General features: G+C 53.8%; 13 protein-coding genes and 6 tRNA genes. 14 read left to right on the plus strand and 5 right to left on the minus strand.

Going from position 1 to position 14436, the window contains the following annotated elements; genetic code table 11:
- Positions 1-3: 3 nt before the first annotated feature.
- Positions 4-993, plus strand: coding sequence for an L-glyceraldehyde 3-phosphate reductase (gene mgrA / locus NQH49_RS13685; protein ID WP_256697030.1), 990 nt, complete (start codon positions 4-6; stop codon positions 991-993).
- A 159-nt stretch (positions 994-1152) separates the two neighbouring features.
- A complete protein-coding gene (locus NQH49_RS13690) occupies positions 1153-1509 on the plus strand; it encodes a DUF2502 domain-containing protein (RefSeq protein ID WP_256697031.1) in 357 nt (118 codons plus the stop codon).
- Between the two features lie 45 nt (positions 1510-1554).
- Here NQH49_RS13690 and NQH49_RS13695 read toward each other — a convergent pair whose 3' ends face one another.
- Entirely contained in the window at positions 1555-2796 is a 1242-nt protein-coding gene (locus NQH49_RS13695) for an Nramp family divalent metal transporter (protein WP_008101352.1), read from the minus strand.
- Between the two features lie 369 nt (positions 2797-3165).
- Between NQH49_RS13695 and NQH49_RS13700 the strand changes: the two genes are divergently transcribed.
- The 4 genes from NQH49_RS13700 to NQH49_RS13715 all read left to right on the plus strand — a co-directional run bounded on the left by NQH49_RS13700 (position 3166) and on the right by NQH49_RS13715 (position 7842).
- Entirely contained in the window at positions 3166-4356 is a 1191-nt protein-coding gene (locus tag NQH49_RS13700) for a NupC/NupG family nucleoside CNT transporter (protein WP_008101354.1), read from the plus strand.
- A gap of 192 nt (positions 4357-4548) precedes the next feature.
- Positions 4549-5643 (plus strand): LLM class flavin-dependent oxidoreductase, encoded by a 1095-nt coding sequence (locus NQH49_RS13705; RefSeq protein ID WP_256697032.1) that lies wholly within the window; start codon positions 4549-4551, stop codon positions 5641-5643.
- Complete coding sequence (locus NQH49_RS13710) at positions 5643-6233, plus strand: cysteine dioxygenase family protein (RefSeq protein WP_256697033.1); 591 nt, start codon at positions 5643-5645, stop codon at positions 6231-6233. Before NQH49_RS13705 ends, NQH49_RS13710 begins: the two co-directional genes overlap by 1 nt.
- Positions 6226-7842, plus strand: coding sequence for a rhodanese homology domain-containing protein (locus tag NQH49_RS13715; RefSeq protein ID WP_256697034.1), 1617 nt, complete (start codon positions 6226-6228; stop codon positions 7840-7842). Before NQH49_RS13710 ends, NQH49_RS13715 begins: the two co-directional genes overlap by 8 nt.
- 138 nt (positions 7843-7980) lie before the next feature.
- Here the strand turns inward: NQH49_RS13715 and NQH49_RS13720 are convergent.
- Together NQH49_RS13720 and NQH49_RS13725 are read right to left on the minus strand one after the other, a co-directional pair.
- Positions 7981-8056 (minus strand) — tRNA-Ala (locus tag NQH49_RS13720).
- 42 nt (positions 8057-8098) lie between these two features.
- Positions 8099-8174: transfer RNA gene (locus NQH49_RS13725), tRNA-Ala, on the minus strand.
- Positions 8175-8537: 363 nt separating this feature from the next.
- Here NQH49_RS13725 and NQH49_RS13730 point away from each other — a divergent pair.
- Together NQH49_RS13730 and NQH49_RS13735 are read left to right on the plus strand one after the other, a co-directional pair.
- Positions 8538-9326 carry a formate/nitrite transporter family protein gene (locus NQH49_RS13730; RefSeq protein ID WP_256697035.1) on the plus strand — a complete coding sequence of 263 codons (789 nt, stop codon included), beginning with the start codon at positions 8538-8540 and terminating at the stop codon, positions 9324-9326.
- A 111-nt stretch (positions 9327-9437) separates the two neighbouring features.
- Positions 9438-9791: a YfeC-like transcriptional regulator gene (locus NQH49_RS13735; RefSeq protein WP_256697036.1), complete on the plus strand. Its 354-nt coding sequence runs from the start codon at positions 9438-9440 to the stop codon at positions 9789-9791.
- A gap of 35 nt (positions 9792-9826) precedes the next feature.
- Here the strand turns inward: NQH49_RS13735 and gltX are convergent, their stop codons facing one another.
- Positions 9827-11248: a glutamate--tRNA ligase gene (gene gltX / locus NQH49_RS13740; RefSeq protein WP_256697037.1), complete on the minus strand. Its 1422-nt coding sequence runs from the start codon at positions 11246-11248 to the stop codon at positions 9827-9829.
- A gap of 273 nt (positions 11249-11521) precedes the next feature.
- Between gltX and NQH49_RS13745 the strand changes: the two genes are divergently transcribed.
- The 5 genes from NQH49_RS13745 to NQH49_RS13765 all read left to right on the plus strand — a co-directional run bounded on the left by NQH49_RS13745 (position 11522) and on the right by NQH49_RS13765 (position 12409).
- Positions 11522-11597: transfer RNA gene (locus NQH49_RS13745), tRNA-Val, on the plus strand.
- A 49-nt stretch (positions 11598-11646) separates the two neighbouring features.
- Positions 11647-11722: transfer RNA gene (locus NQH49_RS13750), tRNA-Val, on the plus strand.
- A 40-nt stretch (positions 11723-11762) separates the two neighbouring features.
- Positions 11763-11838: transfer RNA gene (locus NQH49_RS13755), tRNA-Val, on the plus strand.
- A 4-nt stretch (positions 11839-11842) separates the two neighbouring features.
- A tRNA-Lys gene (locus NQH49_RS13760) sits at positions 11843-11918 on the plus strand.
- A gap of 161 nt (positions 11919-12079) precedes the next feature.
- Positions 12080-12409 (plus strand): FlxA-like family protein, encoded by a 330-nt coding sequence (locus tag NQH49_RS13765; RefSeq protein WP_154155757.1) that lies wholly within the window; start codon positions 12080-12082, stop codon positions 12407-12409.
- On the opposite strand, the gene NQH49_RS13770 is transcribed toward NQH49_RS13765, so the two are convergent.
- On the minus strand, positions 12406-13326 hold the full coding sequence (locus NQH49_RS13770; RefSeq protein ID WP_256697038.1) for a LysR family transcriptional regulator: 921 nt from the start codon (positions 13324-13326) through the stop codon (positions 12406-12408). The two genes, NQH49_RS13765 and NQH49_RS13770, sit on opposite strands and share 4 nt — an antisense overlap.
- Before the next feature lie 102 nt (positions 13327-13428).
- Here NQH49_RS13770 and NQH49_RS13775 point away from each other — a divergent pair, with 102 nt between their 5' ends.
- On the plus strand, positions 13429-14430 hold the full coding sequence (locus tag NQH49_RS13775; RefSeq protein WP_256697040.1) for a bile acid:sodium symporter family protein: 1002 nt from the start codon (positions 13429-13431) through the stop codon (positions 14428-14430).
- Positions 14431-14436: the final 6 nt, after the last annotated feature.

A 14436-nucleotide genomic window follows, 5' to 3' on the forward strand; every position in this document is an offset into this window, starting at 1 on the left:
TGCATGAGTGCTTTTCCCCATCCCGAACGTTATCAACAGATGCAATACCGTCGCAGTGGCCGTAGCGGCTTGAAGTTACCGGCGATTTCGCTGGGTTTGTGGCATAACTTTGGCGACAGTACACGCGTTGATAACAGCCGTGAACTGCTGCGCCACGCCTTTGATCGCGGCATCACCCATTTCGATCTCGCCAATAATTACGGCCCACCGCCGGGATCGGCTGAATCTAACTTTGGTCGCATTCTGCGCGAGGATTTTCAGGGGCTGCGCGATGAGCTGGTGATCTCAACCAAAGCCGGTTACACCATGTGGGACGGCCCATACGGCGATTGGGGTTCACGTAAGTATCTGATTTCCAGCCTCGATCAAAGCCTGAAGCGCATGGGACTTGAGTACGTTGATATCTTCTATCACCATCGTCCCGATCCCGAAACGCCGCTGGAAGAGACCATGCGCGCGCTGGATCAGGTGGTACGTCAGGGCAAAGCGCTGTATGCCGCTATCTCTAACTATCCGGCAGACAAAGCCGCCGAAGCGATTGCGATTCTGCGCGACCTCGGCACGCCATGCCTAATCCACCAGCCGCGTTATTCAATGTTTGAACGTACGCCAGAGCAGGGTTTGCTGGATGTGCTGGGCGATAACGGCGTCGGTTGTATCGCCTTCTCGCCGCTGGCGGGTGGCGTGTTAACCGACCGCTATTTGCAGGGCATTCCGCAAGATTCGCGCATCGCCAGCGGCAGTAAGTTCCTGAATGAAAACCAGTTAACGCAAGAGAAGATGGAAAAAGTGCGCCAGCTGCAGGCGATTGCCCAACAGCGCGGCCAGAAACTGGCGCAGATGGCGCTGAGCTGGGTGTTGCGCGATGCGCGTGTTACTTCGGTGCTGATTGGCGCCAGCAAAACTGCGCAAATTGATGATGCGGTTGAGATGTTGAGCCAGCCGGTGCTGAGCCAGGACGAGATCGACACCATCCACAATATCTTAGTGTAAACGTTTACCCGCCCGGCATGTGTCGGGGATTTTCCGCAGCAGAAAATTCTCATTTCAGATTTCCCTTAGCGTTTTCAGACTGATTCTCAAGGCTTACCTGGTCCGATGTGGCAAACTAGCGCAACGGTGGCAGTGATAAGCTACTGAAAAGGAGAAGTTATGAAACGTGCCATTTTGTTTGCCGCCTTGCTGGCAACTTTATCCCCGTTGGCTATCAGCACAGCACAAGCCGACAGCGCCACCATCAATTTGGGTCCGGGCGTTACGCTGCATCTCGGCGATCGCGATCGTCACGGCAATTACTGGGACGGCGGTCACTGGCGTGAACCGCGCTGGTGGAACGATCGTTATCGTTACGATGAGCATCGCTGGTGGCGTCATGAAGAGTGGAAGCGCCATCGCGCCTATGAACGTGAGCGCGAACGTCGCTGGCATGAACGTGAACGTCGTGACCATTGGCGTCACGATCATCGCCATGATGATCGTCGTGATCACCGCGATCACCATCATCACTAAACAAAAAATCCCGCTAATAAGCGGGATTTTTCTTTTGTAGCGCTGTTACCAACCAAGCGCTTCGCCGACCAGCAAGTAGAGATTGAGGGCGATGACCAGCACCACAATCAGCCGTCCAGCATTCTGCATCAGGCGCGAGTTCACCATCTCATCACCCATCAATTCGCGGTTGCCGGTGAAGGACAACAGCGGAATTAGCGCCAGCGCAATACCGAAACTCAGCAACACCTGGCTCATTACCAGAATGCGCGTGGGATCCCAGCCCGCCCAGATGACAATAAATGAGGGCAACATGGTGATAGTGCGGCGGAACCACAGCGGAATGTGGAAACGAATAAAGCCCTGCATCACCACTTGTCCCGCCAGCGTGCCGACCACGGTTGAAGAGAGACCGGCAGCCACCAAACTCAAACCAAACACAATCGCCGCCGCTTCGCCCAACAACGGTTGCAGCGTTAAGTAAGCCTGATCGAGATCGACGATGCTGGAGTGGCCGCTAAAGTGAAATGCCGCAGCAGCGGTTGCCATCATCGCCAGATTCACAAAGCCAGCGATAGTCATGGCAATCGCCACATCCAGTTTGGTTGAGCTGTAGCGTTGCGCCTTGCTGCCTTTATTACCGTGCTGCGTCAGCGCCGAGTGCAGATAAATGACGTGCGGCATAATGGTGGCACCTAACACGCCAGCGGCGAGGAAGACCGCGTCCGACGTCGGCAACGATGGCAGCGCCATGCCAACCACCAGCTCACTGACTTTCGGCTGGGAGAAAAACAGCTCCACGATATACGCCGCCGCCACAAACAGCAGCAGGCCGCCAATCACCAATTCCAGTGGCTTTTGGCCGCGACTTTGCAGCATCAGAATCAGGTAAGTTGCGATACCGGTTAACACCGCGCCCTGCAGCAGCGAAATGCCGAGTAACAGCTTGAAGCCGAGCGCCGCGCCGATAAATTCAGCGAGATCGGTGGCCATGGCGATGATTTCCGCCTGCACCCAATAGAACCACACCGCCGGACGCGGAAAGCGATCGCGGATGTGTTCTGCAAGATTTTTGCCGGTGGCAATGCCGAGCTTGGCGGACATCAGCTGGATCAGCATCGCCATAACGTTGGCCCACACCACCACCCACAACAGCTTGTAGCCGTAGGCGGCACCGGCCTGAATGTTGGTCGCGAAGTTGCCGGGATCGATATAGCCAATCGCCGCAATAAAAGCGGGACCCAGCAGCGCGAGTTTAATCTTTCTGGCTCCGCGAGCGGCGCGCTCAGCGGTGCGGCTTTCTAGCATAGTTTTACCCTGTCTTAACACTTGTTGACCCGACCAGCTTAAGGGGCATTCAAGGCAGATGAAATGTGGTTATAGTTATTGTATTAATAGATGGTGCTATGAAGTATAGCCATTGCTATACATTGCGGTAAAGCCCGTTCTTGCCAAAAATACTCGCAACGCAAATGACTCTACTCTTGGGTCATTTTATAGACAATGTTTTTGTGGATATTTCTTGTGATGGATTTGTAATGGGGTTGTGAGCGGCCAGACTTATCTGAGAAAAATCGCGATAGCGAATACTTATAATGTGGTTTTGATCTCGTTTTTAAGTAACGCGTTACATAGAATACGCAACAAAATACAACCCTCCTCAAATTTGGAGCCGACATGTCCCATGTTTTGCATTTTATTTTAGCACTAGTGGTGGTAGCGGTGCTGGCCTTGCTGGTCAGCAACGATCGTAAAAGCATCCGTCTTCGTTTTATCGTACAGCTTCTGGTGATCGAATTGTTGTTGGCGTGGTTCTTCCTGAACTCCTCCATCGGTCTCGGCTTCGTGCAGGGCTTCGCTGGGTTCTTTGATCATCTGCTCAAATATGCCGCCGAAGGCACCAACTTCGTGTTTGGCAATATGAGTGAAAAAGGTCTCGCCTTCTTCTTCCTCAACGTGCTTTGCCCAATCATCTTTATCTCTGCGTTGATTGGTATTTTGCAGCACTTCCGCATCTTACCTTGGGTGATTCGCGGTATTGGTACCGTACTGTCAAAAGTAAACGGTATGGGCAAACTGGAATCTTTCAACGCCGTAAGCTCTCTGATTTTGGGACAGTCAGAAAACTTTATCGCCTATAAAGATATCCTCGGCAAAATGTCACAGCGCCGCATGTACACCATGGCAGCGACCGCCATGTCGACGGTTTCCATGTCAATTGTCGGCGCCTACATGACCATGCTGCAGCCAAAATATGTAGTGGCCGCGCTGGTATTGAACATGTTTAGCACCTTTATCGTGCTGTCGCTGATTAACCCGTACCGCGTCGATAGTGAAGAAGATCTGCAATTGCAGGATCTGCATAAAGGCCAGAGCTTCTTCGAAATGCTGGGCGAATACATCCTCGCCGGTTTTAAAGTAGCGATGATCGTCGCTGCGATGCTGATTGGTTTTATCGCCTTAATCACCGGTCTGAACGCGCTGTTCGATCTGATTTTCGGCATCAGCTTCCAGGGCGTGCTGGGTTATGTGTTCTATCCATTTGCGTGGGTGATGGGCGTTCCTTCACACGAAGCGCTGCAAGTGGGCAGCATCATGGCAACCAAACTGGTTTCCAACGAATTCGTGGCGATGATGGATCTGCAGAAAATCGCTGGTCAGCTGTCACCGCACTCGGAAGGCATTCTCTCGGTGTTCCTCGTCTCCTTTGCTAACTTCTCTTCTATCGGGATTGTGGCGGGCGCGATTAAAGGTCTGCACGAAGAGCAAGGTAACGTGGTTTCACGCTTTGGTCTGAAACTGCTGTACGGTTCAACGCTGGTGAGCGTGCTGTCAGCCGCTATCGCCGGCCTGGTGTTGGCCTTCTGATCAAAGGGGCGAGCTACGGCTCGCCCTTCTCTTCTTATTTATTTCAATCGGTTCTATCCCGCCTCGCCCCGGCTTTTCCCCCGCCATCACCCGCTTCACCGTGAAACGCAAAACCTTTGCACAATATTGAATTTCCGTTCATACCGCCTGCGCCCGTAGTTTTTCTCCATGACGTCACTTCAGGAGAACCGCATGAGCATTCAATTCCTTGGCATGATTGGCCACCGCCTCGCCTCCGAGATTATCCCGGCTAGCGGCCCGCTGTTCGATAAAGAGTACATTGCACGTTTTGCGCGTGCGCATGAAGACGCTGGTTTTGATCGCATTCTGGTGGGCTATTGGTCGGATCAGCCGGATGGCTTTCTGGTGACCGCGCACGCGGCGGCGCACACCTCAACGCTGAAATTTTTGCTGGCGCATCGCCCCGGCTTTGTCTCGCCGACATTAGCGGCGCGCAAACTGGCTTCCCTTGATCACCTCACCGACGGCCGTTTAGCGGTGCACATTATTAGCGGCGGTAGCGATGCCGAGCAGCGCCGCGACGGTGACTTCCTCAACAAAGCCGAGCGTTATGCGCGCAGCAATGAGTTTCTCACCGTGTTGAAGCAGAGCCTCGAATCTGCGCAGCCGTACGATCATCAAGGTCCTTTTTATCAGGTCGAACAGGCGTTTTCGGCCATCAAACCGTTGCAGAAAAAACTGCCTATCTATTTTGGCGGATCGTCGCAGGAAGCGATTGATGTCGCTGCACGGCATGCCGATGTGTTTGCGCTGTGGGGCGAACCGCTGAAAGGTGCTGAGGAGACGGTACGCAACGTGCGCGCTGCTGCTGCCAGACAGGGGCGCGAAATCAACTTCAACATTTCGTTCCGCCCGATTCTTGGCAAAACGGAGAAAGAAGCCTGGGAACGCGCGGAACACATCCGCGCTACGGCAGAGAAACAGCTCAACGAAACTGGCTTTGCCTTTGGCAAGGCGAAACCGCAGAGCGTTGGCGCACAGCGTTTACTCGCCGCCGCCAATGAAGGCGATCGTCTGGATAAAGTGTTGTGGACCGGCGTCGCAAAACTGGTTCAGGGCGGCTACAACTCCACCGCGCTGGTGGGAACACCGGAACAAGTCTCCGATGCGCTGCTGGAATATTATCGCCTTGGCATCCATAGCGTACTGATTCGCGGCTTCGACCCGCTTAACGATGCAGTGGAATATGGCCGTGAGCTGATCCCGCTGACGCGCGAGAAAGTCCATGCGCTCTCCGCCGCCGATAAAAGGAGCGCCTCAGTCTGATGAGCCATTATCAGCACCATCGTCTGCGCGATTTCGTCGCCAATCTGGCTAATCTGCTGGAGACAAAGCCCGAGGAAGCCACGGTGTTACAACGTGGCAGCGAGTGGCTTGGCGAGCTGATTCGCCACGACGACTGGCTGGACGACGCCTTTACTCAACCTCATCCCGAACACTATCAGCAATATTTGTTATATGCCGATGCGCAGCAGCGCTTCTCGGTGGTGAGTTTCGTTTGGGGGCCGGGCCAGCAAACGCCAATTCACGACCATCGCGTATGGGGATTGATTGGCATGATGCGCGGCGCGGAAATTTCACAATCCTGGCAGCCGGGGCCGAACGGATTGCAGCCGGAAGGCGCTCCCGTTCGACTCGATCCTGGCAGCGTTGAAGCGGTATCGCCAACGGTGGGCGATATCCATCGCGTCAGCAACGCCTATGACGATCGCGTCTCCATCAGCATTCACGTTTATGGCGCCAACATTGGCGCGGTCAAACGCGCGGTCTACCGCGAAGACGGCAGCGAAAAAACGTTTATCTCCGGTTACAGCAACCGTTACTTACCGAACATTTGGGACCTTTCACATGACTAAACCGGTTTTCCCTTTACGCCAGGCGGCGGAACTTATTGATGCGCTGCGTCAGCAGCAGGAAGTGGCGATTGTCGATGTGCGCGATGAAGCGCTGTTTGCCACCGCGCATCCGCTGTTTGCGGTGAATATTCCGCTGTCAAAACTGGAGCTTGAGCTGCTCGACCGCATTCCGCAGCGCACCACCGCCATCACGCTGTATGACGGTGGCGAAGGCCTGGCACAAACCGCCGCCGAGCGCATTGCCGCACTGGGTTACAGCAATGTCGCGCTGCTGGCAAATGATTTGGCCGGCTGGCAAGCGGCGGGCGGCGAACTGTTTATCGACGTGAATTCACCCAGCAAAGCGTTTGGCGAGCTGGTTGAGCATCACAATCACACGCCCTCTTTGTCAGCGGACGACGTGCATCAGCTGATTAACAGCGATGCTAACGTGGTGGTGCTGGATGCACGCCGTTTCGATGAATATCAAACCATGAGTATTCCAGGCGCTACCAGCGTGCCGGGCGGTGAGCTGGTGCTGCGCGTGCGTGATATCGCGCCGTCGCCGGAGACCACGGTGATTGTTAACTGTGCCGGTCGCACACGCAGCATCATCGGTACGCAATCGCTGGTGAACGCCGGGATTCGCAATCCGGTGTTCGCGCTGCGCAATGGTACCATCGGCTGGACGCTGGCCGGACATGCTCTGGATCAAGGCCAGGCGCGCCGCTACGGCGAGACCAGCGAAACCGCCCAGCGTCAGGCGGCGAGTAATGCGCGCAGCATCGCCGATCGCGCCGGTGTGGAACGTATCCCACTCGCCACGCTGAAACGCTGGCAGCAGGAGACGCGCACCACTTATCTGTTTGATGTGCGTGATGCCGACGAGTACGCCGCCGGGCATCTGCCGGGCAGCCATCACGTGCCAGGGGGCCAATTGGTGCAGGAGACCGATCATTACGCCAGCGTACGCGGTGCGCGCATCGTGCTGATTGATGATGATGGCGTGCGCGCCAATATGACCGCATCCTGGCTGGCGCAGCTTGGCTGGCAGGTTTCGGTGCTGGACGAGCTGCAGTCCAGTGATTTCAGTGAAAGCGGAAACTGGAAAGCGCAGGTGCCGCCCGTCGCTCAACCCGAATTCATCTCACCGCAGCAGTTAGCGGAATGGTTGCAGGAAGGGCAAACGCAGGTGCTGGATTTCACCACGCGCGCAAACCATCTCAACAACCATATTCCGGGTGCGGCCTGGTTGCTGCGCTCTACCCTGCAGCAGCAAGGCAAAGCGTTGTTGCCGGAGGCGCGTCGCTATGTATTAACCTGTGGCAGCAGCCTGCTGGCAGGCTATGCGGTGGAACAGGTGGCTGAGCTGACCGGTAAACCGGTGTTTGTGCTGGAAGGCGGTAACGCTGCCTGGCGTGGTGCGGGTTTGCCGACGGAGCAAGGAGAACAGCATCTGCTGTCACCGGCTATTGATCGCTATCGTCGCCCGTATGAAGGTACCGATATTGAAGCAGGCGTGATGCAGGCTTATCTGGACTGGGAATACGGTTTAGTGGCGCAGCTGGATCGCGATGGCACGCACGGTTTCCGTGTGCTGCAATTGCAGCCGCAGGTAGCAACCGTCTGATAGCGTATTCTGTGGGGGCATTGCTCTCATGCAGATTGGTCGCCATAAATGGCGACCCTACGAAACGACAAAACCGCAGTTAAATGCGTTGCGTTTAGAAGGTGATTTTTTTGAATGTGTTCAGAATGAACAGAGATTTGGTGGAGATAAGCGGGATCGAACCGCTGACCTCTTGCATGCCATGCAAGCGCTCTCCCAGCTGAGCTATACCCCCACATCTGGAAATCATTTTTCGGTCAAACCGTTGGGAGCGGTTTGGTGGAGATAAGCGGGATCGAACCGCTGACCTCTTGCATGCCATGCAAGCGCTCTCCCAGCTGAGCTATACCCCCGAACCGAAAAACTGCCGAGTAAACTCGACGGACGGGATAATATGAAACCGCCTCATGAGTGTCAACGTCAAATTCTTGATCTGTGTTTGATCGCTGAAAAAGGCGTCAACCCCGCGTCGGCATGGCTTTTTTTTCAACACTTCATCCCATATTGCCTCTGTTTATATGCGCTATTTAACAATACTCACCAAACCCAACCTCAACCCAGCGTTAATTTAAGGTTAAAGATGTTAGGAGCGGTCTTGTTTTCGTTAAAAGTGCGTGTAAAACTTAGCGCGCTAATTAACCGGTCATCCTGCCAGGGTGTTCTCTCAATGACCGGCCAGCAACGTCCCCCATTAATCCATATAAGAAAAGTGAATTATGTCGCTGCATACACCTAAAGAGATCGCCCAACTGGCGATTCAAGCTGGCGTGACTAAAAGCCGCCTTCCTATCTCCACCTTGTTAATTCTTGGCTTTATGGCCGGTGCGTTTATCGCTACCGGTTTCCTGCTTGATCTGCATGTCATTAACCAACTGCCTGCTGAATGGGGCTCATTCGGCGTGCTGCTCGGCGCAGCGGTGTTCCCGGTTGGTTTGATCATGACGGTGCTGGCGGGCGGTGAGCTGCTGACCGGCAATATGATGACGATGCCCATCGCCTGGTTCGCGCGTCGCATCAGTGGCTTCAGCGTACTGCGTAACTGGTTTTGGGTGACCGTCGCTAATTTTATTGGCAGCGTTGCGGTAGCATGGTTTTTTGGTCACATGCTGGGCATGACCGAGGGCGATTACCTGAAGAAAACCGTGGCAATTGCGCACGCTAAAGTGAATGCCGATTTCCTGCACGCCTTTATTTCCGGCGTGGGCTGCAACTGGCTGGTGTGTCTGGCGGTGTGGCTCGCCTTCGCCAGTAAAGATGTGGTGGGTAAAATCTTCGGTATGTGGTTCCCGGTGATGGCGTTCGTGGCGATTGGCTTCCAGCACGTTGTCGCTAACATGTTTATTGTTCCGGCGGCGATTTTTGCCGGTCAGATGAGCTGGGCGGAATTTGCGCCAAACGTGATTGCGGTGTTCCTTGGTAACGGCGTGGGTGGTGCAATTTTTGTTGGTCTCACCTATTTCATCGCTTTCCGTCCGGAACAACCCGCAGTGAGCGAAGCACAATAACCGAATTTTGCCTTTTGTTGGAGTACAGAAGGCATTTTCTACCCAGGTTACTTTTCCCCGTTACGTTTTGTTGTAATATGTAGAACTAATGTATTTAACAGGGACTGCATCGTGAAAAAGGAATGGCTTACTCCCGAGGAGCTCGCGCTGGAAACGGGCTACAGTCGGCAAACGGTGAATAAATGGATCAAGCGTGAAAACTGGACAACCACGCCAAAGCCCGGTGTTCAGGGCGGTAAAGCGCGATTGATCCACATTGATGAGCGCGTAAAGAGCTTTGTTCAATCCACCCGCCACGCTAACGAACCCGCGGCTAATTACGGTGCACAACAAAATACGTTACCTGCGTTATTAATAAATTCTGTCCAGCAAATGACGGCAGCGGAGCAAGAGCAATTTGCGGCGTTGTTACTGCGGGAGGGAATTCGAGGCGTACTGGAACGTCTGGGGATTCAGGAAGCATAAATAAGCCGGAAGCAGATGCTTCCGGCTTTTTCATATTATGCGTTTGCTTCACGCTCAGCGATGAATGCCAGCGCTTTCTCAATACGCGCAACGCTGCGGCTGCGTCCAATCGCTTCTACCGTCACATCCAGCGCCGGTGACTGGCCTGAACCGGTCACCGCCACACGCAATGGCATTCCAACTTTACCCATGCCCAGCTCCAGCTCATCTGCCGCAGACTGAATTGCATGATGTACATTCTCAGCGTTCCAGTTGCTGTCGCTGATGGCGCCCAGTTTGTCGCGTACCACTTCCAGCGGCTGACGCGCGACCGGACGCAGATGCTTCTTCGCCGCGTCAGCATCAAAGGCTTCAAACTCTTCATAGAAGTAACGGCAAGATGCCGCGATCTCTACCAGAGTTTTGCAACGCTCGCTCAGCAAGGTAACCAGCTTGGCCAGTTCTGGACCAGTGCGGGTATCAATCTTCTGCTGCTCAATGTGCCATTGCAGCTGCGTAGCAACATATTCTGGCGGCAGCGTATTAATGTAGTGATGGTTCAGCCACTGCAATTTTTCAGTGTTGAAAGCACTGGCCGATTTGCTCACCGCATCCAGTGTGAACAGCTCTGCCATTTCCGCCACGCTGAAAATCTCCTGATCGCCATGTGACCAGCCGAGGCGCACCAGATAGTTGAGCAGCGCTTCCGGCAGATAACCGTCATCGCGATACTGCATCACACCGACAGCGCCATGACGCTTAGACAGCTTCTTACTGTCATCGCCAAGGATCATTGAGACGTGCGCATAGGTTGGCACTTCTGCACCGATCGCTTTCAGGATGTTGATCTGGCGTGGCGTGTTGTTGATATGGTCTTCACCACGAATCACGTGAGTGATGCCCATATCCCAGTCATCCACTACTACACAGAAGTTGTAGGTTGGCGAACCGTCGGTACGACGAATGATCAGATCATCCAGCTCCTGATTGCTGAATTCAATCGGGCCACGAATCTGATCGTCAAAGATGACAGAACCATCCTGCGGGTTGCGGAAGCGCACCACGCACGGCTCATCAGCAGCGTGATGTTCATGGCTGTCGCGGCAGCGGCCGTCGTAACGCGGCTTTTCGCCCTTTTCCATCTGCTCTTCACGCAGCGCATCAAGACGTTCTTTACTGCAGTAGCATTTATAGGCCGTGCCCGCTTCCAGCATGTCGTCGATCACCGCGTTGTAGCGATCAAAACGCTTGGTCTGATAATACGGACCTTCATCCCAGTTAAGGCTCAGCCAGTTCATACCATCCATGATGGCTTCAATGGCTTCCGGTGTGGAACGCTCCAGATCGGTATCTTCGATACGCAGAACAAATTCGCCCTTGTTATGGCGAGCATAAAGCCAGGAGTAAAGAGCAGTACGAGCACCGCCTACGTGCAGATAGCCGGTTGGGCTGGGTGCGAAGCGAGTTTTGATTTTCATTCAGCATTGCCTTAAATGCGCAGGTTTCATTGTCTGGATGACAAAAAAACGGGTTAACGCGAAAAAACAGTGCGCACATTCTAGCAGGTGAGGCTGATTCCTCAATGATTGTCGCGGTGGCATCCCGGTTTGCTGTGCGCTTTTCTGCTAATAAAACCAGCACATTGGCGAAAAGCACCCCACGATGATTATTTTTAAAGCGAACGCACATTTAAGTTTTAAAAACCGTTGACTCACTTTGAAGGATCCCTATAATGCGACTCCACACAGCGGGGGTGATTAGCTCAGTTGGTAGAGCATCTCCCTTACAAGGAGGGGGTCGGCGGTTCGAGCCCGTCATCACCCACCACTCTTTAGAAGGTTTAAAGATGGCCCGCAGTGAACAAGAGATAAGATATGGGTGATTAGCTCAGTTGGTAGAGCATCTCCCTTACAAGGAGGGGGTCGGCGGTTCGAGCCCGTCATCACCCACCATATCTTAGTCAGATGACACTCTTGTTAAGCAGTACGAAGTGGGTGATTAGCTCAGTTGGTAGAGCATCTCCCTTACAAGGAGGGGGTCGGCGGTTCGAGCCCGTCATCACCCACCACTTCGGGTCGTTAGCTCAGTTGGTAGAGCAGTTGACTTTTAATCAATTGGTCGCAGGTTCGAATCCTGCACGACCCACCAATGTAGAAAGGCGCCCTAAAGGCGCCTTTTTGCTATGCGTAGAATTTGTCCTCACGCTCGCCAAATCCCAACACATCTTTTCGCAAGCTTAACACTCCCTGCCCTCAAGCCTCCTTATGCTTTGACCGATAACGATAATGGTCTATTGCAAGGAGAAAACCATGTCTATATCCAGCGTTAGTAGTGTCAGCACCGCAAGTAGCGGCGGCGGATCGACCTCAGAAATCGCCAGCCTTAACAAGCAGATTCAATCCATCACCAAGCAGCTGAAAGATCTTTCCAGCGACGATACGCTCACCGATGAACAAAAATCGGAACAGGAGCAGATGCTGCAATCACAGATTCAAATGATTGAAGCGCAAATCGCGCAGATTGAGCAGCAGCAAGCCGAGAAAGCGCAGCAGAAACAGGAAGCTCAGCAACCAGCGGCGAACAAAGCCGATGGTATCAACCGTCCAACCGATACCAATCAGATCAACGTGTACGTTTAAAACGCCGGCTTTAGCATGCGTTGTTGCGTCAGCAGAGCCGCCTGCTGACGCACTTCCTGCCAGATCGCTTCTGCGGCGGGTGTCAGCGAGCGGTTTTTACGCTTGATCAGCATCAGGCTGCGATTAATTTCCGGATAGAGACGTCGCACCGTGAGTTTGCGTCCTGACGGCAACGGCAAGGCCAGCGCGGGCAGAATACTGATGCCAATCCCCGCTTCCACCATTGGATAAAGCGTGGCGGGATGGCCGATTTCCTGCACCACATTCACACTCAATGCCAGCTGTTGCAGCGCGGCATCAACTAATACGCGGCTGCCAGAAGCATAATCCTGCAGCACCATATTGCGTCCGGCCAGCATCGACCACTGCGCCTGCTCAATTTGCGCCAGCTCGTCATCTTCATGACACAGCAGCAAAAAAGGCTCCTGCAAAATCTCTTCGCTATCGAAATCGGTGTCGTTGAGCGGGCCAATCACAATGCCAAAATCGACCTCCGCATTACGTACGCTTTGCAGCACCCATTGCTGCACGCGGTCATGCAGGATGACACGGATATCCGGATAGCGCTGCTGGCTGCTGGCCAGACACTGCGGCATAAGATGGGCAGAAGGTGTTTGGCTGGCGGCAACACGCACCGTGCCACTGCGCTGTTCGCCATAACTGCGCACATCCAACACCGTGGTATTGAGATCTTCCAATAAACGATTAAGCCGCGTGGCCAACTGCTGCCCCGCTTCGGTCAGCATCACTTCTCGCGTGGTGCGATCCAGCAAACGTACGCCCATTTCCGCTTCCAGCTCTTTAATGCTGTGACTTACCGCCGACTGACTCAAACCAATCGCTTGACCCGCCAGACTGAAGCTGCCGTGATGCGCCACCGCCACAAAGGTTCGCAGCTGACGTAAAGTGTAATTCATCGATATCGCTCATAGATTGATGCAATAAATCAATTTTATTTCTAAACCCAGCGGGCGCACAATTAGCACCATCAATTTTTTAAATTTAACCGGATTTTAACAATGGGATTTTTACGCCTCGATCCGATGATGATTAAACTCATCATCACCGTGCTGCTGGCCAGCTTCGTTCCTGCCAAAGGCGTGTTTGTCGACATCTTTGAATATCTGACCACCGCCGCCATTGCGCTGCTGTTCTTTATGCATGGCGCCAAACTGTCACGCGAGAAGATCATTGCCGGCAGCAGCCACTGGCGTTTGCACTTGTGGATTATGTGCAGCACCTTTGTGATTTTCCCGATTATTGGTTTGCTGATTGTCTGGTGGCATCCGGTTAACGTCAGCCCGGAAATCTACACCGGCTTTATCTATCTGTGTATTCTGCCGGCGACCGTGCAGTCGTCTATCGCCTTCACCTCAATGGCGGGCGGTAACGTCGCCGCAGCGGTATGCGCAGCTTCGGCATCCAGCCTGCTCGGCGTTTTTGTTTCGCCGCTGCTGGTGAATCTGGTAATGAATGTGCATAGCGAAATGCCGGGCAACGGCCTGGAGCAGATTGGTAAAATCATGCTGCAACTGCTGGTGCCGTTTGTTTTAGGACATTTGTCGCGTCGCTGGATTGGCGCGTGGGTTGAGAAACATCGCAGCCTGATTGGTAAAACCGACCAAACCTCAATTCTGCTGGTGGTTTACTCCGCGTTCAGCGAAGCGGTAGTGAACGGCATCTGGCATCGCGTTGGCGTGGATACGTTGCTGTGGATTCTGGTTGGCAGCGTGCTGGTACTGTTTATTGCACTGGCGATTAACCTGGCGGCATCGCGCTTGTTTGGCTTTAGCCGTGCGGATGAGATTGTGGTGCTGTTCTGTGGCTCGAAAAAGAGTCTGGCGAACGGTGTGCCGATGGCCAACATCCTGTTCCCGGCCAGTTCCGTGGGGATTATCGTGCTGCCGCTGATGATCTTCCATCAGGTGCAGTTAATGGTGTGTTCTTTCATTGCCCAGCGCTATAAAGCCGGCAATGAAAAACGGCTGGCGCAGCAGCAAGTCGAAGCGCAGAAGTCCTAAGTAAAA

The sequence above is a fragment of the Pantoea trifolii genome (assembly GCF_024506435.1).
GTDB classification, from domain to species: domain Bacteria; phylum Pseudomonadota; class Gammaproteobacteria; order Enterobacterales; family Enterobacteriaceae; genus Pantoea; species Pantoea trifolii.